The 22,458-nt window shown below is 60.2% G+C and carries 27 protein-coding genes and 1 pseudogene; 12 read left to right on the top strand and 16 right to left on the bottom strand.

All coding sequences use genetic code 11. From position 1 onward, the window contains the following. Nucleotides 1-19: 19 nt before the first annotated feature. The 3 genes from GSQ80_RS07230 to GSQ80_RS07220 all read left to right on the top strand — a co-directional run bounded on the left by GSQ80_RS07230 (nt 20) and on the right by GSQ80_RS07220 (nt 1,901). Nucleotides 20-766: a MotA/TolQ/ExbB proton channel family protein gene (locus tag GSQ80_RS07230; protein ID WP_158786979.1), complete on the top strand. Its 747-nt coding sequence runs from the start codon at nt 20-22 to the stop codon at nt 764-766. A gap of 194 nt (nt 767-960) precedes the next feature. Beyond that, nucleotides 961-1,413: a biopolymer transporter ExbD gene (locus tag GSQ80_RS07225; protein WP_158786978.1), complete on the top strand. Its 453-nt coding sequence runs from the start codon at nt 961-963 to the stop codon at nt 1,411-1,413. A gap of 56 nt (nt 1,414-1,469) precedes the next feature. Then, nucleotides 1,470-1,901 (top strand): biopolymer transporter ExbD, encoded by a 432-nt coding sequence (locus GSQ80_RS07220; RefSeq protein WP_158786977.1) that lies wholly within the window; start codon nt 1,470-1,472, stop codon nt 1,899-1,901. A gap of 186 nt (nt 1,902-2,087) precedes the next feature. On the opposite strand, the gene GSQ80_RS07215 is transcribed toward GSQ80_RS07220, so the two are convergent. Together GSQ80_RS07215 and GSQ80_RS07210 are read right to left on the bottom strand one after the other, a co-directional pair. Beyond that, on the bottom strand, nt 2,088-2,432 hold the full coding sequence (locus tag GSQ80_RS07215) for an STAS domain-containing protein (protein WP_158786976.1): 345 nt from the start codon (nt 2,430-2,432) through the stop codon (nt 2,088-2,090). A 172-nt stretch (nt 2,433-2,604) separates the two neighbouring features. Continuing rightward, complete coding sequence (locus tag GSQ80_RS07210; RefSeq protein ID WP_158786975.1) at nt 2,605-3,426, bottom strand: lipopolysaccharide assembly protein LapB; 822 nt, start codon at nt 3,424-3,426, stop codon at nt 2,605-2,607. 256 nt (nt 3,427-3,682) lie between these two features. Between GSQ80_RS07210 and GSQ80_RS07205 the strand changes: the two genes are divergently transcribed. Continuing rightward, complete coding sequence (locus tag GSQ80_RS07205) at nt 3,683-4,618, top strand: oxidoreductase (RefSeq protein WP_158786974.1); 936 nt, start codon at nt 3,683-3,685, stop codon at nt 4,616-4,618. Nucleotides 4,619-4,760: 142 nt separating this feature from the next. On the opposite strand, the gene GSQ80_RS07200 is transcribed toward GSQ80_RS07205, so the two are convergent. After that, nucleotides 4,761-5,294 carry a response regulator gene (locus GSQ80_RS07200; protein ID WP_158786973.1) on the bottom strand — a complete coding sequence of 178 codons (534 nt, stop codon included), beginning with the start codon at nt 5,292-5,294 and terminating at the stop codon, nt 4,761-4,763. Nucleotides 5,295-5,923: 629 nt separating this feature from the next. Here GSQ80_RS07200 and infC point away from each other — a divergent pair. Further along, on the top strand, nt 5,924-6,535 hold the full coding sequence (gene infC, locus GSQ80_RS07195; protein ID WP_158787346.1) for a translation initiation factor IF-3: 612 nt from the start codon (nt 5,924-5,926) through the stop codon (nt 6,533-6,535). A gap of 72 nt (nt 6,536-6,607) precedes the next feature. On the opposite strand, the gene GSQ80_RS07190 is transcribed toward infC, so the two are convergent. The 9 genes and pseudogenes from GSQ80_RS07190 to GSQ80_RS07160 form a co-directional block, all read right to left on the bottom strand. After that, nucleotides 6,608-8,011, bottom strand: coding sequence for a hypothetical protein (locus tag GSQ80_RS07190; RefSeq protein WP_158786972.1), 1,404 nt, complete (start codon nt 8,009-8,011; stop codon nt 6,608-6,610). 72 nt (nt 8,012-8,083) lie between these two features. After that, a complete protein-coding gene (locus GSQ80_RS07185) occupies nt 8,084-9,511 on the bottom strand; it encodes an NAD(P)/FAD-dependent oxidoreductase (protein ID WP_158786971.1) in 1,428 nt (475 codons plus the stop codon). 53 nt (nt 9,512-9,564) lie between these two features. Then, nucleotides 9,565-11,274, bottom strand: a complete 1,710-nt coding sequence (locus tag GSQ80_RS07180) for a SulP family inorganic anion transporter (RefSeq protein WP_158786970.1) — start codon at nt 11,272-11,274, stop codon at nt 9,565-9,567. Continuing rightward, on the bottom strand, nt 11,271-11,621 hold the full coding sequence (locus GSQ80_RS07175; protein WP_158786969.1) for a helix-turn-helix transcriptional regulator: 351 nt from the start codon (nt 11,619-11,621) through the stop codon (nt 11,271-11,273). The genes GSQ80_RS07180 and GSQ80_RS07175 overlap by 4 nt, the downstream gene beginning before the upstream one ends. A 211-nt stretch (nt 11,622-11,832) precedes the next feature. Next, entirely contained in the window at nt 11,833-12,141 is a 309-nt protein-coding gene (locus GSQ80_RS07170) for an EthD family reductase (protein WP_158786968.1), read from the bottom strand. Nucleotides 12,142-12,291: 150 nt separating this feature from the next. Continuing rightward, a complete protein-coding gene (locus GSQ80_RS22990; RefSeq protein ID WP_216850228.1) occupies nt 12,292-12,504 on the bottom strand; it encodes a DUF1214 domain-containing protein in 213 nt (70 codons plus the stop codon). A gap of 18 nt (nt 12,505-12,522) precedes the next feature. Further along, nucleotides 12,523-12,768 carry a DUF1254 domain-containing protein gene (locus GSQ80_RS23850; RefSeq protein WP_371315692.1) on the bottom strand — a complete coding sequence of 82 codons (246 nt, stop codon included), beginning with the start codon at nt 12,766-12,768 and terminating at the stop codon, nt 12,523-12,525. 56 nt (nt 12,769-12,824) lie between these two features. Beyond that, nucleotides 12,825-13,004 (bottom strand): annotated as a pseudogene (locus GSQ80_RS23845) (DUF1254 domain-containing protein); the annotation flags it as partial. 397 nt (nt 13,005-13,401) lie between these two features. Beyond that, complete coding sequence (locus GSQ80_RS07160; protein WP_158786967.1) at nt 13,402-14,163, bottom strand: DUF4239 domain-containing protein; 762 nt, start codon at nt 14,161-14,163, stop codon at nt 13,402-13,404. A gap of 515 nt (nt 14,164-14,678) precedes the next feature. On the opposite strand from GSQ80_RS07160, the gene GSQ80_RS07155 reads away from it, so the two are divergent. Beyond that, nucleotides 14,679-15,476, top strand: a complete 798-nt coding sequence (locus GSQ80_RS07155) for a type 1 glutamine amidotransferase domain-containing protein (protein WP_158786966.1) — start codon at nt 14,679-14,681, stop codon at nt 15,474-15,476. A 72-nt stretch (nt 15,477-15,548) separates the two neighbouring features. Here GSQ80_RS07155 and GSQ80_RS07150 read toward each other — a convergent pair whose 3' ends face one another. From GSQ80_RS07150 to tyrS, 3 genes are all read right to left on the bottom strand, one after another. Further along, the gene (locus GSQ80_RS07150) at nt 15,549-16,382 is read right to left on the bottom strand and encodes an ATP-binding protein (protein ID WP_158786965.1); all 834 of its coding nucleotides are present in this window, start codon (nt 16,380-16,382) and stop codon (nt 15,549-15,551) included. 261 nt (nt 16,383-16,643) lie between these two features. After that, complete coding sequence (locus GSQ80_RS07145; protein WP_158786964.1) at nt 16,644-17,846, bottom strand: M23 family metallopeptidase; 1,203 nt, start codon at nt 17,844-17,846, stop codon at nt 16,644-16,646. 40 nt (nt 17,847-17,886) lie between these two features. Then, complete coding sequence (gene tyrS / locus GSQ80_RS07140; protein WP_158786963.1) at nt 17,887-19,197, bottom strand: tyrosine--tRNA ligase; 1,311 nt, start codon at nt 19,195-19,197, stop codon at nt 17,887-17,889. Between the two features lie 101 nt (nt 19,198-19,298). Between tyrS and GSQ80_RS07135 the strand changes: the two genes are divergently transcribed. From GSQ80_RS07135 to GSQ80_RS07115, 5 genes are all read left to right on the top strand, one after another. Further along, nucleotides 19,299-19,589, top strand: a complete 291-nt coding sequence (locus GSQ80_RS07135) for a hypothetical protein (RefSeq protein WP_158786962.1) — start codon at nt 19,299-19,301, stop codon at nt 19,587-19,589. 63 nt (nt 19,590-19,652) lie between these two features. After that, nucleotides 19,653-19,916, top strand: a complete 264-nt coding sequence (locus GSQ80_RS07130) for a DUF3253 domain-containing protein (RefSeq protein WP_158786961.1) — start codon at nt 19,653-19,655, stop codon at nt 19,914-19,916. Continuing rightward, nucleotides 19,873-20,169, top strand: coding sequence for a hypothetical protein (locus GSQ80_RS07125; RefSeq protein WP_158786960.1), 297 nt, complete (start codon nt 19,873-19,875; stop codon nt 20,167-20,169). Before GSQ80_RS07130 ends, GSQ80_RS07125 begins: the two co-directional genes overlap by 44 nt. Nucleotides 20,170-20,189: 20 nt before the next feature. After that, nucleotides 20,190-20,873 (top strand): MmcQ/YjbR family DNA-binding protein, encoded by a 684-nt coding sequence (locus GSQ80_RS07120; RefSeq protein WP_254059499.1) that lies wholly within the window; start codon nt 20,190-20,192, stop codon nt 20,871-20,873. Nucleotides 20,874-20,899: 26 nt separating this feature from the next. After that, nucleotides 20,900-21,058 carry a hypothetical protein gene (locus GSQ80_RS07115; protein ID WP_158786959.1) on the top strand — a complete coding sequence of 53 codons (159 nt, stop codon included), beginning with the start codon at nt 20,900-20,902 and terminating at the stop codon, nt 21,056-21,058. Between the two features lie 31 nt (nt 21,059-21,089). On the opposite strand, the gene GSQ80_RS07110 is transcribed toward GSQ80_RS07115, so the two are convergent. Next, complete coding sequence (locus GSQ80_RS07110) at nt 21,090-21,620, bottom strand: DoxX family membrane protein (RefSeq protein ID WP_254059498.1); 531 nt, start codon at nt 21,618-21,620, stop codon at nt 21,090-21,092. A gap of 29 nt (nt 21,621-21,649) precedes the next feature. Here GSQ80_RS07110 and GSQ80_RS07105 point away from each other — a divergent pair. Beyond that, the coding region (locus tag GSQ80_RS07105) for an SDR family NAD(P)-dependent oxidoreductase (protein WP_158787343.1) at nt 21,650-22,458 on the top strand (809 nt) is incomplete at its 3' end.

Raw genomic sequence — 22,458 nt, 5'->3', positions numbered from 1 at the left:
CACCAGGAGGAAAGACTTCGTGATTCTCGTTCATCTCGCAAATTTCGCTCACGCACCCGCCGCACTCGCTACATTTTTCCAAGACGCACCTGCCGAAGTCGGCTTCGGTCCCGCGGCCCTTTGGGCCCAGATGGGCGTTCCTGCCAAGCTCGTAGTTATTCTGCTGTTCATTATGTCGATCTGGTCGCTGGCCGTAATGATTGACCGCGCCCTGTACTTCTCGGCAGCACGCAAGCAGTCTCGTGAGTTTGCACCGAAGGTTGCAGGCGCCCTGAAGGAAGGCCGTCTGGACGAGGCGATCAAGGTTGCCGATCGTTCCAAGAAGTCGCACCTCGCTGAAGTGGTGACGGCTGGTCTCACCGAGTTCCGTTCGTTCGGTTCGGGCGGCGCGATCTCGGAAGAGCAGATTGAGAGCTCCAAGCGCGCACTCGAGCGCTCTGAAGCGATCGTTCACGCCAAGCTGAAGAAGGGCCTCGGCGGTCTGGCCACCATCGGATCGACGGCACCGTTCATCGGGCTGTTCGGAACGGTCGTCGGTATTCTTAACGCCTTCAAGGCAATCGCAACGACCAAGAGCCAAGGTCTGGCGGCAGTCGCCGGCGGTATTTCGGAAGCCCTGGTAACGACCGCATTCGGTCTGCTGGTCGCTATCCCTGCCGTTATGACGTTCAACTATTTCACCGGCAAGGTGGAGTCGTTCGACGTGGAGATGGACAACAGCTCGTCGGAGCTGGTGGACTATTTCATCAAGCAGTCGCACCGCTAAGCTGCTCGCCGGTTCCTAGCGGGGCTGGTTCGTAGTTGTCTAGTTAGCAGTACCTTAAGCACGACCTTGCGAGAATCACGCTGGAGATGCACCGGACGCCGAAGCGAACGGCGTCCGGGCACTCAGCTTCCTCGCAACAACAGCCAGGGCAGGTAGCCGCAGGCGGCGACCACGACCCGAACGGAGCGGATTTTATGGCAATTGCAAAGCGGGACGAGGGCAAGAAGGTCAACTCGAACATCAACGTGACGCCGATGGTGGACGTGATGCTCGTACTGTTGATCATCTTCATGGTCATCACTCCGATGCTGGGGGACAAGATCACGGTTGATCTCCCCAAGGTGAACGCCGCGGTCATTCTGGATGCAGCCAACAAGGAAGACGCGATTACGGTCGCAGTGACGCGCGATGGTTCGATGTTTGTGCGCGGTGACAAGGTTTCTTCGACGGGTGATCTGACCCAACGGGTGCAGAGCCTGGAGGCGCTGAAGACCAACCCGGGCGATGACAAATCGGTGTATCTGAGTGCCGATCAGCGGGCGAACTTTGGCAAGGTTGAGGACGCAATTGATGCATTGCGCGCGGCCAGCGTAAATACGCTGAACCTTATGACCGACAAGACCTATAACTCGCAATCGGGGCAGTAGCCGAGCGAGCGCAGTCAATACGCAAGGATCAACGTACGTAACAAAGGAGTTTCACTATGGCAATGGGTGGTGGTTCAACAGGTGGTGCAGTCTCGGACATGAACGTCACGCCGTTGATCGACGTTCTCTTGGTGCTTCTGATCATCTTCATGGTGATTCAGCCGACCACGCCGAAGGGTTTGGATACGGTGGTACCGCAGCCGCCCAAGGATAAGAACACGACGCAGACGGACGATAAGGTGATCGTGGTTTCCATCCAGGACACAGGTGCCGTGCCGACGTACAAGATCAACGAGCGAGTTTTCCCCAAGGACCAAGTGGCTACCGAGCTTACTTCGATCTTCGAGACGCGCAATACGAAGATCATGTTCATCAAGGGTGACCCGGGGCTAAACTTCGGGGCTGTTGCGGACGCGGTCGGTTTTGGTAAACAGGCCGACGTGACGAACATCGCGATCATTACGCCGGGCGTCGAAAACGGCAGCTAATCGCTGTTCGCTGGCAATCGCAGCAAGTTTTTTAACTGAAGCGCTCCATCCCCTGGCAGATTGATTGCCAAGGGATGGAGCGCTTTTCTGTGCGGTGAAGACAGTGCGAGAGGGCTTGTTGGGGTGCGCTGGGTCGTCCGGGTGGTCTTCAATGGGGTTTGGGTGGGGAACCCAGGGGGTGAAGCGCTAGAGGCTGCTCTCAGCCTCTTCTATGCTCGCGAAGCGGGGGAAGAACTGATCTACGCGAGTGGAATTGAAGAGCGCCCAGACGCGGTCGGAGATACCGACGAGGGCGACCTTGCGACCCTTGTCGGACTGCGAGACATAGAAGTTGACGACAACGCCGAGACCGGCAGAGTCCATGTACTCGAGCGCGGTGCAGTCGATGATGAGGAGGTCGGCGTCTACGGCTTGCAGTTGGGGCTGCAGAGCGAAGATGTGGCCCAGGGTGAGCGCTCCCTGCAGCGTGAGAACGGTGCAGCGAGGATTCGCAGTGGTATGAAATGAGTACTCGAACTGGTCCTGGGGCATCCCCTAAGAATAGAAATTCCAATGGAGCCTTAGGTTAACATTGCGTGAAAGAACGCCGACGGACGGGTGTGCCCGTTGAGTAAAAATGAGACGCAAACAAGAAGGCCTCCCCTGCGGGAGGCCTTCTTGGGAAGCGAACTGGGTGTTGAGAATGCCTGGTTGAAACGGAAGCTTACTGTGGAGCGATGCCGCCATGTGCGGCAATCTTTTCCTTGGCAGCTTCGTTGGCCTTGCGAGCGCCCATGCCACGCTGTACCCACTCGTCGGCCTTAGCGAGATCGGCCTTGCGGGCGGCATCGTCGGTACATTCGAGGTCAGCTTTACGCCGATACGTGAGGTTCAGGATCGACATAGCATTGTCGTAGGTGGGATTGATTTCGACTGCCCGTTCCAGGTACTTCTGAGCATTCGCAACAAGGTCCGTGTTGGCGGCTACGAGTTTCTCGCAGACTGCTTTGGACTTCTTGACATTGCCCTGGCCATCATCCTGCAGGCCAGCGGCAGCAAGGATGTCTGTGGCGTTCTTGTAGGACTCGGTCCAGTCAATGTAGCCGATGGTGTAGTTGGCTTCGGCATCCTTGGGATCGAGAGAGATGATCTTCAGCTCGGTCGCCTTGGCCTCGTCATACTTATGGATGTTGCGATCGATGGAGGCGATCTGGCGGAGGGCGTCGAGATCGTTGGGATTCTGGGCGAGCACCGAGTTGAAGCCGTCGAGAGCCTTCTGCGCGATGGCTAAATTCTCGGGCGTGGTGAGATCGGGGACGACTTGGTAGCTATACGCGGTGGCCAGATAGAGGTGGCTTACCGGGCTGCTTGGATCGAGTGCGACGGACTTCTGGAAGTAATCGACTGCTTCCTCATACTTGCCAGATTTGAAGGCCTGAACGCCCTTGACAAGCTCGTCACGCGCTTTGAGTTTGGTACATCCCACTGTGCTTGCCAGCGTGAGTAGCAGCGCTGCACTTGCGGTCATTCGTGCACTAAGTTTCATCAGTGAACCCTTCCCAATTATTTTAACGAAATCGCCCTTGGCCCACGAAAGGGCTCAGCAATCAAGATACTACGCATAACAAGCCCCTTTGATTGTAAAGGCAGCGAGGCCGGTTTACCAGTGGCGTGAAATTGGTCCGGCCAAGCTACCTGCTAAGTGGTTGGATGCAGCGGACGCGAAGACGCGATGGGCTAATCGCAGGCTGATAGCATCGGGGGGACGCCGGCGCAGGGCCGGACTTAAGGGAGGCAGGAGCATGGCAACTGGCAAGTGGACCGCGGAGCAGATTCCGTCGCAGGCAGGCAAGACGGCGCTGATAACTGGCGCAAACAGCGGGATTGGCTACCAGGCGGCACTGGAACTGGCGCGCCATGGGGCGCATGTGTTGTTGGGCTGCCGCAATGAGGCCAAGGGACGCGCTGCGCTGGAGAGGCTACTGCGCGAGGCACCGGGAGCCAGCGCGGAGGTGGTGCCGTTGGACATGGCTTCGCTGGCTTCGATCCGCGCTTTTGCCGCGTCGTTTATCGGGCGAGGCATTGCGCTGGATCTGCTGATCAACAACGCGGGCGTGATGGCGCTGCCCAAGCGCGAGCTGACGGAAGACGGCTTTGAGCGCCAGTTTGGCACCAACCACCTAGGTCATTTCGCATTGACCGGGTTGCTGCTGCCAGCGCTGCTGGCCGCGCCGGCGCCGCGCGTGGTAACGGTGGCATCGCTCGCGCACCGGACCGGAAAGATCGATTTCGACAATCTGCAGCGCGAGCGTGGGTACGAGGGTTGGGACGCGTACAACGCCTCGAAGCTGGCAAACATTCTGTTTGCGAAGGAGCTGGATCGGCGGGCACGGGCGGCGCATAGCCGGCTGTTGAGCCTGGCGGTGCATCCCGGGGTTTCGACTACGAGCATCTTTGAGAATGGGCCGGGCACGACGAACTTGAAGGCCATTATGGTGAAGCTGCTTGCACCGGTGATGATGCAGAATGACGAAGCTGGCGCGCTGCCGACGTTGTATGCGGCGACGTCTCCTGATGCGAAGGGCGGCGAGTACATTGGGCCGGATGGGTTCGGGGAGTTGAAGGGCGCGCCGGTGGTGGTGCAGCCGCGGCCGCAGGCTCTGGATGTGGCGGTGGGTGAGCGGTTGTGGACGGTGTCGGAAGATCTGACGGGCGTGCACTATCCGGCGCTGAGCTGATGCGAGGCGGCTGAGGGATTGGAATGATGCTTCCCCAGCCGTCCGCAAATGGCGCGTACGGATGGGCACCCAACAAATCGTGTGCGAACCCACATCTCAGGAACGAGATGTGGGGCACGCGGACATGGGCCGGGAGATGCTGCTAGCGTTTGCGTTTTTTGGTGGCGACTTTCTTACGAGCTACGGGGGTTTTCGCGGGAGACTTCTTGGTGGGAAGTCGCTTGGCGGCGGACTTCTTCGCGGGAGCTACTGCGCGCGTGGAAGCGCTGGGAGTTGAGGGCGCGGCGGCGCTATTGGCGAGGCGCTGCAGCTTGGCGGCGTGGGTGTCGAGCAACTTCTCAATCTGGCGAATGAGGATGCTGGTCTGCATGGGCTTGACGAGCATTTTGTCGGCGCCGATGTCGGCCCAGTCATCGTCTGGAAAGGCGGTGAGCAGGGCGACTGCGGGGTGATAGACAGCGGTGCGGGCGGCCTGGATTACCTCGCGGCCGGCAGCGTCGCTTTCCATGCGCATATCGGTGATGACCATCTGGTACTCGCGCAACTTAATTTTGGAGCGAGCCTCGCGTGCGCTGGCGGCCGTATCCACATCAAATCCGCTGATCTCGAGGACGGCTTTGAGGGTCAGCAGAACAGTTACTTCATCATCGACTAGTAAAACGCGGCGCTTGGCCAAGGGTCTCTCCTGATCCTGCGCGGACGGCTGGGGTTCAGAGCCGCCGACTGCCGCGCCAGGGTAGTGCAAACAAGGTACAGACTAACGCAAGTATCGTCGCAGCTTGGCGGTGGCCACGCAAGGGTGCATCCTGGGAATCGTCGCGCTGGCATGCTGTTCGACTGTACCCCCCTTGTTGCCAAAAACATTTGGAACCGCGTTCCAGTTCCAGCTCGGACCTATTTCCGTGACACTTGGAGGCCGGGCCTCTGAGGTTGCCCGCAGAGCCGAACGGAAACGAAGGCTTGGATGCGTCTTCGTTAGCTGTGTTTGACATTGGTAGGCGAACCCGTGGCTGGATCGGCGTTGGCACGCGGGGAATGCGGATATCTGAATTTGGGCGACGATATTCGCATAAGTCTTTTGAATGGAATGTATTTTGACGACGACGCTGTACTATTAATGACAGGATCAACGATCGCCATTTGGATGGGAGCGCTGTGCCCGCTGGTATGGGTGCGGTCGCGAACATAAAATCCATTGGGCGGATGCTATACTCGCGAGTGCTTCGGTTTCTGCTGTATCGAGCTGAAATCCAAACCAATCCCTAAAAACATGGCCGCAGAGAGTGCGAGCCGTGGAGGCTGAATATTCCACCATTAGATAAACGCTCCGCCAAATCTTTTATTCGTACCAACGAACGTATCCGTGCGCGCGAAGTACGCGTGATTGATGAAAACGGCGAACAACTTGGCGTGATGGCTCCGTTCGAGGCTTTGAAAATGGCCCGCGAAAAGTCGCTGGACCTGGTTGAGATCTCGCCCAATGCTGTGCCTCCTGTGTGCAAGATCCAGGATTACGGCAAATATCTTTACGAGAAGGACAAGAGCGACCGCGCTGCACGCAAGAAGCAGAAGGTGATCGTCATCAAGGAAGTCAAGTTCTCGGTTACGGTCGATGAGCATGACTACCAGACGAAGAAGAACCAGGCAGTACGCTTTCTTGGCGATGGCGATAAAGTGAAGGCGAGTCTGCGGTTCAAGGGCCGTCAGATGGCGCATCGCGATCTCGGGTACAAGATCATCAACCGCCTGATCATGGACATTGGCGACGCTGGCACAGTGGAGTTCATGCCGCGCATGGAAGGTACGACGCTGCATGCGATCCTGGCTCCGGCGAAGAAGGCCGAGGTGCAACAGCCTCCGGCGGCGCCTAAGGTAAAGGCTCCTGCACCGGCGGAAGCAGAAGTTCCTACGGCATAAGGTCTTGAAGCGGAAACAACAACGCCCGCGAGCATGTCTCGCGGGCGTTGCTGTTTTCGGGGTGCTCGTTACTCAGCGTTCGAGGCCCCACTCGTTGACGAAGTGGAAGCCGCGGTCTTCGAGGGGGTAGTGCGAGGGTAGTGGGACGCGGACGAGGGTGAGGGTGCCGGCCGTCTTGGCGGCGTCGCCGGTGGGTTGGAGGACGAGGTGGGTGGGATCGGGCTGTGTCATGGCGTAGGTGACGGGATCGTTCGCCTCGGTGGCGAGAAAGAGGGTGTGTTTCTTGTCATCCGCCTTGGCATAGGCGCGCCAGAGGACCGTGGCGGAGTCGCGTAGCATGGTGCGGCCGCTGGGCTCGAAGAAGATGTCGGTGGTGGGAAGGCCGTCGCCGGTGATGTAGGGCTTGGTGGCGGTGGCGAGATGCCACTGGCCGGTGAGGGGTGGTGGATTGCGCTGGCTGATGAGTTGCTGCGCATAGCCGTTGCGTAACTGGAAGGCCTGCGGCAGAACGGCCAGGAGGAGCGCCACGACTACGCAGATGGTCTCGACGCGAAGGCCGTAACGGCGAGCGGGCTTGACCCAGCCGTCGATCGGCTTGCAGGGGCGATGCAGGAAGAAGAAGTTGATGAGGCTGGGCATGTCGGGGATGATGAGCGCGATGGACATGAGGACGAGGTGGGCGGCGTAGAGCTTGACGGGGACGTCGTAGCAGAAGTTGTAGAGGACGATGTTGGTGGCGAGGAAGGCGGTGAGGAGTTCTCCGAGGAGGCCGGTGCGCCGGAAGAGGATGAGTATGCCGGCGGTGAGTTCGGCGGCGCCGCAGATCATCTCGTAGACGGGATTGAGGCCGATGAGGGTCCAGAGCATGGTCATCGGAGAGGTGTTGCCGAGAGGTTCGTTGAGTACGGCGAGCGAGGGCGGAGGCATTTGGAGGGGGAAGAGCTTGGACAGGCCGTAGCCGATCATGGCGACGCCGAGCGTGAGGCGCATGGTGAGTCGGAACCAGAAGAAGAGGCGGGGGTAGGCGAGGCTGCGGCGGGCCGGGCTGCGGAGTTCAGCGAGGGCGGTCCAGATGAGGGTGAGGAGGATGGCGACGGCGAGCATGATGCCGACGGCTATCCAGTTGAGGATCGTGTCGCCGGATCCGGTGTCGTGGAGTTTGGCGCCTACGCCGGTGAGATGGAAGAGGTGTTGGCCGAGCCACTGCGCGCCGTGGAAGAAGGGCCAGGAGGTCCAGTTCTCGAGATGCTCGCCGATGTGGAAGGGGATGACCTCCCAAAGGGTCGCGTTGGCGCAGCAGAGTGCGTAGATCATGAGGTAGCAGAAGGAGAAACGGAAGGCGAGGCGCGTGCCGAAGGACCAGCGCCGAGGAGTGGGCACGGTTGGCATGTCTGAGGTGGCGGGGGTTTGGAAGGAGGGGTCGGGGATCGGATCGTGCGAGAAGTCTCGGGAAAAATCGGGCGTCGACGCGGACAAGAGTCTGCCTTTCGTGCTGTCGGGAAGTTGGGGTGGATCGATTGTTGCTTGCGGCGGAGAAACCGTCAACGGCTAAGTGCTTGGCCCGAGGTCGTGATAGGCGGCGAGAGCGGCGAGATGGCCGCACATACCGTGGACTCCGCCGCCGGGAGGCGTGGAGGAACTGCACAGGTAGACGCTGGGGTTGCCGGTGCGATAGCCGTGGGAAGTGGGCCGGAAGAGGAGTTGCGAGAGGGTCATGGCGCCACCGGAGATATCGCCGCCGATGAGGTTGGGGTTCCACTGGGCGAGAGCCTCGGCGTTGCTGGCGCGGCGCGCGAGGATGGTGTCCTGAAAGCCTGGGGCGAAGCGGGCGATTTGCGTTTCGATTGCGGTGGTTCTATCAACGATGGAGCCGGAGGGGACGTGGCAGTAGGCCCAGGCGGTGTGCTTTCCTTCCGGAGCGCGCGAGGGGTCGAAGAGGCTGGGCTGGACTAGCAGGACGTAGGGGCGGTCGTTGAGACGGCCGTAGAAGGCGTCGTGTTCGGAATGAGAGATCTCGGCGAGCGAGCCGCCGAGGTGGACGGTAGCGGCGCGGAAGCATTCGGGGGAACGCCAGGGGATGGGCTGGCTGAGCGCGAAGTCGAGCTTGAAGATGCCGGGACCCGGTCGAAATTTGAGGAGCTCGTGGACGTAGGCGGGGGCGAGGGCGGAGTTGGCGATGCGGATAAGCGATGCAACGCTGGTGTCGAAGAAGGTGGCGTTCACGGAGGGGAGGTCGGCGAGGTTTTGGATTTCGGCGTTGAGGACGATGCTCCCACCGAGGGATTGCAGGTAGCTGGCGAGAGCGTTGGTGATGGATTGCCCGCCACCTGCCGCGATTGGCCAGCCAGTAGTATGTCCGGCGGCCGCGAGGACGAGTCCAGTGGCAGAACTGGCGACGCGAGTGAGCGGCAGGACGGAGTGCGCGGCGATGCCGGCGAAGAGGGCGCGGGTGCGCTCGTTCTGGAAGAGGGTGGTGGCGAGCAATTGCGCGGGCATGAGTGCGGCCGGACCGAAGGTGGCCATTTCCAAGGGGTGGCTGGGGAAACGGAGGAGGGGTTGGGTAAAGTCCTCAATAAGCTGGGGCCAGTTGCGTACGGTCGGGCCGAGGAGCGAGCGCCAGGCGCGGCCGTCGTGCTGGGTGAGTTGCGCGACGGTGGCTTCGAGGGCATGCTCGAGGGTGACGGCGGTGCCGTCGTCGAGTGGGTGCGCGAGAGGGGTGGGCGGCTCGATCCAGCGCAGGCCGTGAGCGGCGAGAGGAAGGCTGCGGAAGAAGGGGCTGGCGGCGCCGATGGGATAGCAGGAGGAGCCGAGATCGTGATGGAAGCCGGGGAGGGTGACTTCGGCGGTGGAGCACGCGCCGCCGATGGAGGCGTTGCGCTCGTAGACGGTGACCGCTACGCCGCGCTGCGCGAGCGTGATGGCGGCGGCTAAACCGTTGGGCCCGGAACCGATAATGTTGGCGGTCTGGAGCGGCATGTTATCTGTGATGCTACCGCGAACAGGGTGTTGATGAAGAAGGATTTAGTTGGCTAGATCGGCTGTTTTGCTAATTCGCGGGTGAGTTCGGGGGCCAGGCCTTCGAAGTTGCCTTGGAGTTCGCGGGCGCGCGTGAGGGCGGCTTGTACGTTGGGTAGGACGTTTTCGGGGCCTACGTGCTTGAGGAAGTCGGAGTGGTCGATGATGTGGCAGGGCTGGTCGCGGGCGCCGCAGAGGAGGAGGGTTCTGCCGGTTTTTTGGAGGCGGGTGTTGAACTGCTCGAAGGCGTGAACGCCGGTGGCGTCCAGGGCGGTCATGTTGCGTAGGCGGAGGACGACGATGTCGCCGAACTGGTTGAGGTCGCGGGTGGCTTCGGCTAGCTTTTCGGTGGTGCCGAAGAGGAAGGGGCCGTGGATGCGGAGGATGGTGACGTTGGCGGGAATTTCCTTGTCCTGAAGAATATGGGCCTGGCCATCGCGGAGGTATTCGGTTGTTACGGGGACGACGGTAGTGGTGGCGGCTACTCGGTAGATGTAGAGCAGCGCGGCAAGGGACATGCCGACCCCTACGGCTACGGTGAGGTCGGCGAAGACGGTGAGGGCGAAGGTGGTGAACCAGACCGCTATGTCGGTCTTGGAGAGGCGGAAGATGGTGGCGATCTCTCGCCACTCGCCCATGTTGTAGGCGACGACGAAGAGGACGGCGGCCAGGGTGGTGAGGGGGACGTAGCTGGCCAGAGGTGCGGCAAACAAAAGGATTAGCAGGAGGGTGGCGGCGTGGACGATGCCGGCGATGGGGGTATGGGCGCCGGAGCGGATGTTGGTGGCGGTGCGGGCGACGGCTCCGGTGGCGGGCATGCCTCCGAACATGGGGGAGACGATGTTGGCGATGCCTTGGGCGATGAGCTCCATGTTGGAGTCGTGGTGGTCGCCGCTCATGCCGTCCGCAACTACTGCGGAGAGAAGACTTTCCACCGCTGCGAGCATGGCCACGGTGAAGGCTGATGGTAGCAGCGTGAGGACGTGGACGCCGTGAAAGTTGGGGAGGGCGATGTGGGGGAGGCCGCGTGGGATTCCGCCGAACTTGGTGCCGATGGTTTCCAGATGGAGGTGGAAGGTGGCGGAGATGGCTGTGAGCAGGACTAGGGCTACGATGGCGCCGGGGACTCGTCTTGTAATGTACGGCAAACAAAGGATGATGGCGAGGGAGGCGAGGCCTACGGCGATGGTTTCCGGGCGGGCGGTGGCGATGTAGTGGGTGAGGAGTTCGATGCGGGAGAGGAAGTCGCTCGGGACGGCTGGGGTCCTAAGTCCAAGGAAGTCTTTGATTTGCGTTGAAGCGATGAGCAGGGCTATGCCGTTGGTGAAGCCTATGGTGACAGGGCGCGGGATGTACTTGACGGCCGAGCCTAGGCCCGTAAGTCCCATGATTAGAAGGAGAACGCCGGCCATAATGCCGACGAGTGCGAGGCCACCCATGCCGAATTTCAGCACGATTCCGGCTACGATGATGACGAAAGCGCCGGTGGGGCCTCCGATCTGGGTGCGCGATCCGCCTAGCGCGGAGATGATGAATCCGGCGATAACTGCTGTGTAGAGACCAACTTGCGGGGGGACGCCGGAGGCTATCGCGAAGGCCATGGCTAGCGGTAGGGCGATGAGGCCTACGGTGACGCCGGCGATGAGGTCGTGGGAAAGGTCGTTGAGGGTATAGCCGCGCAGGCAGGTGATGGAGCGGGGCAGCCATTGGCGGGAGGGATTCACTTGGCGCTCACCGTCGGATTTGCCGAATTTTCCATCGCGTCGAGCATGCCCAGGGATTCTTTGAGGTGGGCGTGGAAGTAGGTGCGCATGAGGGCGAGGACCTCGTTGATGAGGGGATCGCGGACAGTGTAAAACACCTGGTTGCCAGACTTACGGGTGGAGACGAGGTGTTTGGCGCGGAGGACAGCGAGGTGTTGCGAGACGTTGGCTTGCTCCATGTTGAGCTTGTCGATGAGGGTGCCGGCGGAGAGTTCGCCGTCGGCGAGGAGCTCTAGGATGGCGATGCGGGTGGGGTGGGCGAGGGCCTGGAAGATATCGGCTTTGAAGCGGCGGAGCGTGTCCTGCATGTATGAATATTAGCAGATGCGCATATAGTTTAGATGAAATCGGGTGTGAATTTGTATGACCTAGCCCTGTTTCGGGTTACGCAGCGATGTGTTTAGCCTGGTTTCGGGTGACATAAAACGGGTACGAAGTCGGGATTTCGTGACCGTTGCAAAATGTGGGTCATATGGCGCAGGTGCGCGCACGCACGGGACCGAAACGGGACAGGTGTGGTTAGACCTCTTTGGTGTCGAAGAAGAGGAGTTGGCTGCCGGGGGCCATGAGGGTTTGGGCGTCGGCGGCTGCGGCCTTGCCTTCGGGACTGGAGAGGGCGGCCAGGAGGGTGGGCATGTCGGCGAAGGTGAGGGTGGCGATGGCGTGGAAGGCGGAGGGTCCGGCGGGGGAGTTGATGGGGCCGGTGCTGATGTCGAAGTTCTGGAGGCTGGGAAGTTTTTTGGCGAGGGGGATGTGGATGTCGGCGTAGTGCTGATCGAAGGCGGCGGGGTCGGTGGGGGTTGCGTAGAGGACGAGAGGGCGGGCCATGGGAGTCTCCTGGTGTGAGGTCATGGTACGCCCGATTTAGCGTGGGCTCTGATGGGCACCCCACCTCACGCGATCAAGTGAGCGAACAGCGCATTCTCTGCCGCCAATCCACGGAAGAAGAATGCGCTGTTGTATCTCTCTCTACCTGACCTATTGGGCCGGACGTATCGCGGGCGGGTTCCACGAACCATCGATGATCGATGGCGGTGTCTCCTTCGGCCAATACAGCCGGAACATCGGAATGAACTTCGCCTTGGGGGCGGGCAACCAGTTGGCTTCTTTGTCTTTGCCGGGAGAATCCGCCTGCAAGTACAGGTCAACAGATCCGTCCGCGTTCGTGACGAATTTGCTGCGTCCGCTCAGCGTGTATCGAGTAGGCGTTCACGTCCAGGGCATCGACCTGATCACGCAACGTTGTTTCATGTCAAAATTTGGATCCACCGTACCCGGCGGCGGCGTGTACGGCTTGCCATAGGAACTGAGAGGCACCACCGAGAACTTGTTCTGCAACGCGTGGACAGCCGCGTAGTCCTGTGGAGTCCCCGTGCAATAGATGCGTCCCAATATCCATACCATTGCGGTTGGGACTTGTACTCGGTAACGCCCGCTGGCAATGCGCCCGACCATCCCGGTCCGGTCAAGGCGTACTTCTGGGCCTTGTCTCCTGTGGTGCGCTTGCCTGGTACCTGAAAGACATCTGTCCAGCCGTCGAGCATCGGCATGAGGAAGTAGCGGTCACCCATGTCGGGAATGCTGAATATCCACGGCTCTTTGGAAAGGTCTAGCCAAGCGATGGTGTACAGGGTATCGGCGTTGGGCGCGGTCACGTCGTGATAGGACGCGGGCGGATAGGTTCGCGCCATGATTACCTGTCCCATTGGGCCCGACATTCCCTGAAGCGCCGACACATTGGTTATCTTCCTGCGTGTCATGTCCATCGTGACCAGCGGATAGCCATAGATGTAGGCGTCGGTTGCGGTGCTCACGGCCTCTTCAAGTCCGGGTGTCGCAGCGCCCGTGGTACCTGTGTCTTGTTTCGAATTGCAGCCAAGCAGCGACGACACAAGAGCTGTCGCCAGGGTAATGTTTCTGAACATTGCAAAATATTTAATTTTCAGTGGTACCTTCCCATGCGTTCGCGGAGTGGATCGTTACTGGCCCGGATGCTGGAAAGTTCTCTGTGTCAGAGGTTCGGTGGGAATTTTAGGAGTATCCGTAAGTGCTGGAAACTGGCACAATTACTAGCTTTCTTAGGCTCTTCTACTGGCCCGTGCCCAATTGGTCCAATGCGTCACGAACTGCGACGGGAGAGATTTTCAGGACTCCTGTAAACGGCGAGTTCATCGACAAGATGATGAAGATCGCACCGGAAACAGCCAACGCGCAGATCAGCAACGTTAATACGACATTGGGCGTGCGTGGAGCGAAGATGCCAAAACTAAAGAAAATGATCACGAGCCACGTCGTCACCACGGACAACAGGGGAACTGTGATCGAGGTCTGTTCCGACTGCAGAAACATCAACCAGTAGGTCCTCTTCAAGTTCAGGATTGCTGCCAGCAGCTGAGCTTTCGCTGACGCCTGCACATCATTTTTCGGCGCGAGCTGCTCGACATGTTGATAGAAATGCGTCGCACTGGCCCCCGGTGAGAGTTCAAAGGATTGGGACTTGCTGATTGGCCAAATCCTATCGACGGTCTCCTCAATATAATGATGGCCTTCAATGCGAAGTTGTCCCGTCTCAGGTCCATACGCTGTCAGTAAGTCACTGATGAAGATGATCTGCGCAGACATTTCGGAGACTTTCGATGTTTGCCCATCGTAGAACGTCTTCGCCGAAGACACGAGCATTCCCAGTACCAGGCCCGTCATGGTAACCACAAGGCCGATGGCAAGCCTGATCGTATCTTTTGCTTCGGGCGTGAAACGATCTTCGGGCTTACCGTGCAGGAGGGCCATCCCGGCAAACGCGCCTCCAAAGACAAGCACGAACACGAGAGAACTCAGCGCCAGAGCCTCCATAAGCCTTCTATCCTTCCCTGATTGCACCGCCGGGAAATGATGATCGATGAAGTATCAGTGGCCATGGTCAGGCTGTGCGGTGCAGTAAACAACTGTCAGATTTACTAGGCTTCCGCCGAAGTTCCCTGAAAGTCGCCGTTTTCAACGAACTTGAGCGCTTAGAACGGCAAAAGGAATCGGAGCCGTGCTCTTCTTCCTGGCACTCTCGACAGCAGGTCTGGCTGCGCCCTTTGGGATACAACGATGACCGTCGCTGACCGTGAGGTCCAACCAATACCTTGGTATGGATTGATACTTTCGTCCAATGGATTCGTCGTCGCGCTTCCGCCAATCTTCTTGTGAAGGTCACTCTTTCTGACGTCGAAGGGAGTGCCACATGGAGGAGAAACACGGAGACAAAGAGACCTCCGGCGTGACCGCAAACAGTGGGGACATTTTGACGCTCCCCGATTTCAATGAATGGGATTTCCCGTTCGTCCCCAGTCTTAGTTTCGATTACAAAGAGGAGAATAAAAATGGCAACCAAAGGAAAAATCCTGGCATTGATCTCGAGCGGTCGCGGCTTGCCCTTGAAGGATGGCAAGGTTTATACCGGCGCCGGCTACTACCTCAACGAAGTGACGGTTCCGGTTCGCGCCCTGATGAACGAGGGCTACGAAATCACCTTTGCCAACCCCACAGGCAACACGCCCCAGGTGGATGTCCATTCCGAGGTCGTCGGCTTTTTCGGCGGGGACGCGGCCAAGCTTCAGGACTACCTGATATTTCGCGACGGCCTGCTAGGGTTCAGAGACCCAGTTCGCATTAAGGATGTCATTGCGTCGGGCCTGGATCAATATGACGCTATCTTCGTGCCCGGCGGCCATGGCCCGATGATTGATCTTCTGGATGATCCGAATGCCGGCATCGTGCTGAGGCACTTTCACGAAACGTCCAAGCCCACGGCTGTGCTCTGCCATGGCCCGATTTCACTGCTCTCGGCTCTTCCGAATTCGTGGGAGTTCGTCGCAGCGCTGGCAGCGGGCGATGTCGCCGGAGCACACGCCAAGGCTCAAGGCTGGATCTATGCCGGATACAAGATGACGATCTTTGCGACGGCGGAAGAGCAGCAGCGGGAGCCGCTTGAGATTGGTGGTAAGGTGCTGTTCTACCCGGACTTCGCCTTGCGGACTGCCGGCGGCGATGTGAGTGTGGTCCCTCCATGGGGGAGCTACGCCCTTCAAGATCGCGAGTTGATCTCGGGCCAGAACCCGTTCTCTGATGAAGCAGTGCTGAAGCTTCTTCTAGCTGCACTTAGTGAGAAGAAAAAGTGAGTCGGGAAATGGCGACTGGTTTCGTGGTTCTTTCTGCCGGTAAGGCTATCCAGAGTGGGGCCTTGGTGCGAACTAATCCAAATACTTGATGAGGATGACTTCGTTTCCGGTTTCGTTGTAGATGAGTTCGTCGACTGTGCCGGCGGCGAGCAGCATGCCATACCCTCCGGCGCGCATGCCTTGCTCGGCGCGCAGGACGATGTGAGCCGTGGGGTCGTCGGAGGGATTGGCATGCGCTGCATGGGTGATCTCTTCCTTGCGAAATCCAGCGCCCGGGTCGCGGACCCGAAACGTCATGGTGCGGGCTGTGCGGATGGCGTTGACCTCGACGACCTGATCGGGATTGAATTTGGCGCCGTGCTCCATCGCGTTGATGAGGATCTCGCGAAGCGCGAACATGATCTCTTGGCGCGCTTTTTCGGGCAGCTGGGCGGCAAACTCTCTTGCAAACGACATGAGACGGTCGGCTGTGGCGAGGCGGCAGTTGACTCGCACGGCAATCCAGCCCGGGCGTGCAGAGACGACTTCGATGTCTTCGTTCGAATCGTCGCTCATGGCTGCGTCGCGGACTACGCCGGCGATTTCGTCCGCTTCAAAGGGAGGGGTGTAGCATCCGAAGACACGCGCACGCAGAGCTGCGATGATGTCGTTCGGTGTGCTGTAAGGCGCGAGCACGATGCACTTGAGGCTGGGACGTATGAGTCTCATTTCCTCGAGGAGCGCGAGGGCTTCTTCGATGACGCCCTCGGCACTGGTGACGATGAGACCAAACGCCCGGCAACGCAGCCGATGGAGCGCGTCGATGTGGCCGGCGGCGTACTCGATGGTCAAGCCGCCGGCGGTCAGACGTTCTCCAATTTCACGGCTGATCGGGCTTTGACTGTCGATGATGAGGACGCGGCTCATAGGGACCTTCCAGAGGCATCGGGTTGATTTTAGATCATTGGAGGAGCGGAGCGGGTGCGATGCGGCTTTCCGATGTGGAGCGGCACGCTGTTCTATTGAAAATGTGTCGTTGATTTGGGGCGGAATGCGCGGACGGCGAGAGTTGAGTGCGGAGGCTATTTCGTCCAGTGGATGCGGACGGATTTTTTCGCCTGGGCGGAGGTGGGTTGAAGACCAGGACACGGCCAGGGGAGCTCCGGTGTGACGTGATGGCACGGCTCCTTATCGTGGTGCCTGTGTATCGGGGAAGGAGATGATGAACTGGTCGAGGGGAAGAGCTTTCTCGATGTGTTGCGTGGTGGGCAACGTGTGGTGAGGGATGGGGGTGCCATTGGCCTCGGCCTCGTCGAAGACCTCGGTGCTGGGAATTTGGGCGGTGACTTCGAAGGAGTCGATGGCGTAGGGGAGGCCGTTTGAGGCGAGAGACGAGGGCTCGGCCATGAGCTGGAAATGGAGATGAGGCGCGAGGGAGTTGCCGGTGTTGCCGACGAGTCCGAGGACCTGGCCGGGGTGAACCTTGTCGCCGGAGTGGACGCGAATGCTGCCGGGCTGCATGTGGGCGTAGAGGGCGAAGACATGGCCGCGGAGGCGGGGATCGTCGAGACGGAGGATGATCGAGTTGCCGTCAGCCTGATCGAGAGAGATGCCTTCGGGATACTTGCCGGGAGTTTGTTCGGGAAGGCCGTCGATGACGGAGACAACGGTGGCGTCGGCGACGGCGAGGACGGGTTTGCCGAAGATGGTGTAGCTCTCGAGCTTCTCGCGTGGGCCGGAGTAGATGCGGTCGTGGGAGTCGAGCTGCTCCCAGTCGACGGCATAGCGCTGCGCGAGCCAGACGTGATTGTTGACTGCAAGGGCGGCGCGCATGTGGCGGGTGGAATCGCAGCAGGAGTCGGCCGAGATGTAGCTGTTGCCGGCGAGGGGAGGATGAATGACGGCCACGGTTTGATGGTCGGGCGCGATCTCGCCGCCGGTCAGGACGAGGTGTTGGAAGGCGGGCGGTGCGGCGGCAATGAAGGTGGTGATGCGATGCGTGAGATGACGTGGAACAGCGGTTCCGGCGGGCAGCGTGATGTGCAGGAAGAGGAGGGCCTGCGTGCTTTTCGCCAGCGTGCCCGTTGAGTCGCGGAGCCCGACGGGTTGCAGGCGTGTCGCGATGGCGGTGGCGTCGAGGGTTTGGATGACTTTATCGTCGGCGAGAATGTCGAGCCTCTGAACAGCGATATCGCCACTGGAGAAGTTCAACATCCAGAGCTCGTAGACGAGGTGGGTGTTGCCGTCGGAGCCGGTGAAGGGTACTGGCGCGTCCTGCACGGAGAGGATGAGTGGGGTGGGATTCTCTGCCGCACGGGCTGTGGTTGGGGCGAAGGAAAGAGTGAGTGCGGTGCTTACGATGGTCCGGCGAAGCAGTGTGGAGAGGCACATGCGGTAGTCTCCGGGTGACTTGATTCGGGGGCCGGTGATGCTACGAGGTCCAGTGGATGCGAACGGATTTTTTGCCCAGGCGGAGGGTGGGGGTGTCGCCTAGGGTCTCTTGTGTGACGGTCACGGATGAGGTCTTCTCGCCATTCACGCTGACCGCGTTTTCTTTCAGCTTCCGTTGAGCTTCGCCCTTCGAGCTTGCTAGTCCGGCCAGAACCAGCAGGGTCGGTAAGTGGAACGGTTGCTGATTGATGGGCATAGTACTAACTGCGTCTATGGTGAAGTTGGTGCGAGCTTGGTCCCTTGCGATGCTGACTTCCGGAGCGTCGTCGGCTACACCTTTTTGTTGGAACTGGGTGGCCCAGGATTCGGCGGCTTGGTCGGCTTCGGCGGGGGAGTGGAAGTCGGCGGTGATGGAGTGGGCCAAATTTTTCTTGGCTTGCATGGGGTGGAGCTCGCCGCGGGCTACGGTGTCGCGCATGGCGTCGATTTGAGATTGCGGGAGGTCGGTTAGGAAGGTCCAGTACTTCCACATGAGGTCGTCGTTGATGCTCATTAGCTTGCCGTACATTTCGCTGGCGGGGTCGTTGACGCCGATGGCGTTGCCGAGGGATTTCGACATTTTCTGGACGCCGTCGAGGCCTTCGAGGATGGGCGTCATGAGGATGACTTGCGGCTTTTGGCCGAAGTGCTTTTGGAGGTCGCGGCCGCGCATGAGGTTGAACTTCTGGTCGGTGCCGCCTAGCTCTACGTCGGCCTCGAGGGCTACTGAGTCGTAGCCTTGCGCTATGGGGTAGACGAATTCGTGGAGGGCGATGGGCTGCTCGTCCTGGAAGCGCTTGTGGAACATCTCGCGCTCCAGCATCTGCGAGACCGTGAATTGGGCCATCAGCTTGACGAGGTCGTAGTAGGAGAGCTTGTCGAGCCACTCGGAGTTGAAGCGGACTTCGGTTTTTTCGCGGTCGAGGATCTTGAAGACCTGGTCTTGATAGGTCTTGGCGTTGGCGGCGATCTCTTCGCGGGTTAGTGGCTTGCGGGTGACGTCTTTGCCGGTGGGGTCGCCGATGAGGGCGGTGCCGTCTCCAATGAGGAAAATGACGGTGTGGCCGAGTTGCTGGAAGTGCTTGAGCTTGCGCATGAGCACGGTGTGGCCGAGATGGAGGTCGGGGGCGGTGGGGTCGAAGCCGGCTTTGATGCGGAGGGGGATGCCGGTGCGGCGCGATTCTTCGAGGCGGGCTTGAAGCGCGTCCGGACCCGTGGCTGATGAAGCGGGGATGATCTCGGCGGCGCCCTTGGTGATGAGGTCTAGCTGGTCGGCTACGGGGGCGAATGTATGTTTGGATTCGGTCGGCATGGGTCGAATTAAAGTATAGGTCCTGCGCGGACGGCGAGAGGCTTCGCGTGGACGGGGTGGGTCGTGGGGATGTTTGAGGATCGTTCTTACGATGTCATGAAATGGGACGCCCTGCAGAGTTGCTGGCGGCGCAGAAAAAGGCAAGAACGGGAGAAAAGCAGGTTCCTCGTTTAGCTCGGAATGACAATTTCTTTCAGAAATTGTCAAAGAAAGGCAAAGGCAAAGGCAAAAGCAAAGGAAGAAGCAGATTCCCAGAGGGAATGACAGAAAGAAAAACAAGGGCAACAACAATGCAGAAAGAAAAGCATGGGCAACAACAATGCAGAAAGAAAGCATGGGCAACAACCAATGCGGGGATCTCTCCACTGCGCATCACAAGGACAAAGGCGTGATGCTCCGGTCGAGATGACGGAGTGGGGGATGCACGGAGGTGAGTGGGTGGAGAGAGGTGCGTGGTGAGCGAGAAGAGGGACGCGGGCATTGAGGCGGTGATCTTGCGGTTGCTGGAGGTGCGTGGGGAGGGGAAGACGATTTGTCCGAGTGAGGCGGCGCGGGCGGTGGCCGGGTCGGAGGAACGGGCGGTGTGGGAGCCGCTGATGGAAGTGGTGCGTGCGGTGGCGGAACGGATGGTGGGCGACGGGAAGATTGTCGTTACGCAGAAAGGGAGGGTCGTGGATGGTGGCACTGCAAAAGGGGCCGTTCGATTTCGATTGCGTTGAAGTCCTGCGCGGACGGCGGGGGCTTCGCTTGGTGGGGCGTAACGGACTTGCGGGTTTGGGCGTCTTAGGAATGATGGCTACGAAGAAGAAGGCGTCGGGGGAAGGGCAGGCTTGCTGGCCGGGGTTCAAGCGGGTTCCCGGAACGACGGCGGGTGCGAAGGGGAGTTGCGAACCGAAGGCGAAGCAGACGGCTGCGGAGAAGAAGGCAGATGGCCGGGCGGCCGCGGCGAGGAAGCGGGAAAAGGGCGAGTAGGGTTTTGGCGGTAGCTTCGCGTGGCGGGGCGAGGAGTCGTTATACCACCCGTCCGTAAAGGCGCGTACGGATGGTGCACCCGGCGGACGGCACAAAATACAGGGATCTCTCCACTGCGGCGGCAAAGTGCGCCGCCTTCGGTCGAGATGACGAAGTGTGGGTGGGCGCTACAAGCGGTGCGGGGGTGGCTGGGGCTTATACTTTCGCGCATGGATGTGGAGAAGGCGAGGACGTTTTTGCTGGGGTTGCCGCATGTCGTGGAGACTATGCAGTGGGGCGACAACCTCGTGTTTTGGGTGGGGGATAAGGCTGTTGGGGGGAAGATGTTTTGTTTGCTGAACCTGGATGCGGGGGCGCATGGGGTGGTGAGCTACTCGGCTGGGCCGGAGAGGTTTGCGGAGCTGGTGGAGCGGGAGGGGATTGTGCCGGCGCCGTATATGGCGCGGATTCATTGGGTGGCGGTCGATCGGTGGGATGTGCTGCGGAATGTGGAGTGGGAGAGGGAACTGCGCGCGGCGCATGAGATTACGCTGACGAAGCTGCCGAAGGGGGTTCGTGCGGTGCTGGCGATGCCGGAGCGGGCTCGGGCGAAGGTGATTGCGGAGAGGCGGAAGGTGCTGGCGGAGCGAAAAAAGGCTGGGCCGCAAAGAAAGGCGGGGCCGCAGAAGAAATCTAAGGGCGGTGCTGGAACAAAGTCCTCATAGACGGCGTACCTGTTGGAGAGGTGAGTATGCAGGACGTTCAGGAAGCTCCGAAATCCAGACCCGTGGTAGCCGTTGCGATTGGCGTGCCCTTTTTGCTGTTTGCCGGGTATGTCGCCTATCTCGTCATCCCAGTGATCGCCAGCGCGGTGATGGTGGCGATCGTGCGGACGGTCACTGGGGCGTGAGGGTAGGGCTAAGCCGAGGCAGAGCGACGGGTTAGAGGGTGGGCGTGGCTTTGTAGGTGAAGATTCCGGCGAAGTTGGAGCGATAGCCGTAGATCAGGATGATCTCAAGGACAGTTGCAAAGAGGCCGGGAGCGATGCCGGCACCGCCTGCCAGGGTGATGTGGAAGATCAGGATGTTGACCAGGATGGGGCCGAGGATGCAGAGGCCGAGGGGGGCGGTGCCTCCAATGAGTACGAGCAGGCCGCCGAGGATCTGGAAGGCGGCAACGTGGTGCATCCAGCCAGAGGGGATCATGACACCCATGAAGTGTTCGATGGGGGAGCCGGGTGGCGGCGGCGGCGCGGGCATGAAGGGATGCAGGCCGTTGGCGCCAAAGACGACGAACATGAGGCCGAGCAGGATGCGGCAGATGAGGTAGAGATATTTCATGGTGGCGAGACACTCCTTGCGTGAGGTGGTGGAGCGCGGAAGTAGGACGCTGTAAGCGTACCGCGTTGGGACGGCCGTCGACGAGAGAAATGTGGTGGGGGGTGCGGGCAGGAAACGGGGGTGGATTTGCATGCGGGGGCTGCAACCGATAGCTTCTGGTTATGGAAGATAGTGCGCAGGGAGTTTCGCTGTCACTGGACGGCAAGGTGGTGCTGGTGACGGGTGGGTCGCGCGGGATTGGTGCGGCTACGGTGAGGTTGTTTCGGCAGGCGGGGGCGCGGGTGGTGTTCAGCTATCGGAGTGCGGAGACGCAGGCGAAGGAGTTGGTGGAGGCTTGCGGGGGTGATGCAGTTTGCCGGGCGGTGAAGCAGGAGTTGGCTACGGTGGAGGATGGGCAGGCGCTGGTGGCGGCGGCTGTGGGCGTTTGGGGGCGGGTCGATTGCCTGGTGGTGAATCATGGGATCTGGCCGGCGCATGATCAGCCGATTGCGACGATGAGCGTGGAGCAGTGGCGGGGGACGCTGGGGGTGAACCTGGATAGCGTGTTTGGGTTGGTGCAGGCGGCGGTGGCGGTGATGCTCGGGCAGTCGGAAACCCAGGTCTCAGAAGCGAGACCTGGGGCACCCGGCTCTACGCTTGGGCATGTGGTGTTGATTGCTTCTACTGCAGCGCAGAGGGGGGAGGCGTTTCATGCGGATTATGCGGCTAGTAAGGGGGCGCTGATTTCGCTGACGAAAAGTTTGTCGAGTGAGCTGGGGCCGCAGGGGATTCTTTGTAATTGCGTGGCGCCGGGGTGGGTGCGGACGGAGATGTCGGAGGGGACGTTGAGGGATCCGGTGGCGTCGGTGAAGGCGCTGGGGTTGATTCCGCTGGGGAGGGCGGCGGAGCCGGAGGAGATTGCCGGGCCGGTGGTGTTTCTGTGCACGAAGTGGGCTGGATTTGTTTCGGGCGAGGTGTTCAACGTCAACGG

This window comes from Granulicella sp. L46 (genome assembly GCF_009765785.1).
GTDB lineage: Bacteria > Acidobacteriota > Terriglobia > Terriglobales > Acidobacteriaceae > Granulicella.
The sequence above is the reverse complement of the archived record's forward strand: the minus strand, read 5'-3'. Positions and strand labels throughout refer to the sequence as shown.

Coding starts and splice junctions, on each gene's coding strand:
- GSQ80_RS07225 (WP_158786978.1), top strand. CDS start 961: ATGGCAATTGCAAAGCGGGACGAGGGCAAGAAGGTCAACTCGAACATC.
- GSQ80_RS07220 (WP_158786977.1), top strand. CDS start 1,470: ATGGCAATGGGTGGTGGTTCAACAGGTGGTGCAGTCTCGGACATGAAC.
- GSQ80_RS07215 (WP_158786976.1), bottom strand. CDS start 2,432: ATGCCCCAGGACCAGTTCGAGTACTCATTTCATACCACTGCGAATCCT.
- GSQ80_RS07210 (WP_158786975.1), bottom strand. CDS start 3,426: ATGAAACTTAGTGCACGAATGACCGCAAGTGCAGCGCTGCTACTCACG.
- GSQ80_RS07205 (WP_158786974.1), top strand. CDS start 3,683: ATGGCAACTGGCAAGTGGACCGCGGAGCAGATTCCGTCGCAGGCAGGC.
- GSQ80_RS07185 (WP_158786971.1), bottom strand. CDS start 9,511: ATGCCGCTCCAGACCGCCAACATTATCGGTTCCGGGCCCAACGGTTTA.
- GSQ80_RS07175 (WP_158786969.1), bottom strand. CDS start 11,621: ATGCAGGACACGCTCCGCCGCTTCAAAGCCGATATCTTCCAGGCCCTC.
- GSQ80_RS07170 (WP_158786968.1), bottom strand. CDS start 12,141: ATGGCCCGCCCTCTCGTCCTCTACGCAACCCCCACCGACCCCGCCGCC.
- GSQ80_RS23850 (WP_371315692.1), bottom strand. CDS start 12,768: ATGGTCGGGCGCATTGCCAGCGGGCGTTACCGAGTACAAGTCCCAACC.
- GSQ80_RS07160 (WP_158786967.1), bottom strand. CDS start 14,163: ATGGAGGCTCTGGCGCTGAGTTCTCTCGTGTTCGTGCTTGTCTTTGGA.
- GSQ80_RS07155 (WP_158786966.1), top strand. CDS start 14,679: ATGGCAACCAAAGGAAAAATCCTGGCATTGATCTCGAGCGGTCGCGGC.
- GSQ80_RS07150 (WP_158786965.1), bottom strand. CDS start 16,382: ATGAGCCGCGTCCTCATCATCGACAGTCAAAGCCCGATCAGCCGTGAA.
- GSQ80_RS07145 (WP_158786964.1), bottom strand. CDS start 17,846: ATGTGCCTCTCCACACTGCTTCGCCGGACCATCGTAAGCACCGCACTC.
- tyrS (WP_158786963.1), bottom strand. CDS start 19,197: ATGCCGACCGAATCCAAACATACATTCGCCCCCGTAGCCGACCAGCTA.
- GSQ80_RS07135 (WP_158786962.1), top strand. CDS start 19,299: ATGGGACGCCCTGCAGAGTTGCTGGCGGCGCAGAAAAAGGCAAGAACG.
- GSQ80_RS07125 (WP_158786960.1), top strand. CDS start 19,873: ATGGTGGCACTGCAAAAGGGGCCGTTCGATTTCGATTGCGTTGAAGTC.
- GSQ80_RS07115 (WP_158786959.1), top strand. CDS start 20,900: ATGCAGGACGTTCAGGAAGCTCCGAAATCCAGACCCGTGGTAGCCGTT.
- GSQ80_RS07110 (WP_254059498.1), bottom strand. CDS start 21,620: ATGCAAATCCACCCCCGTTTCCTGCCCGCACCCCCCACCACATTTCTC.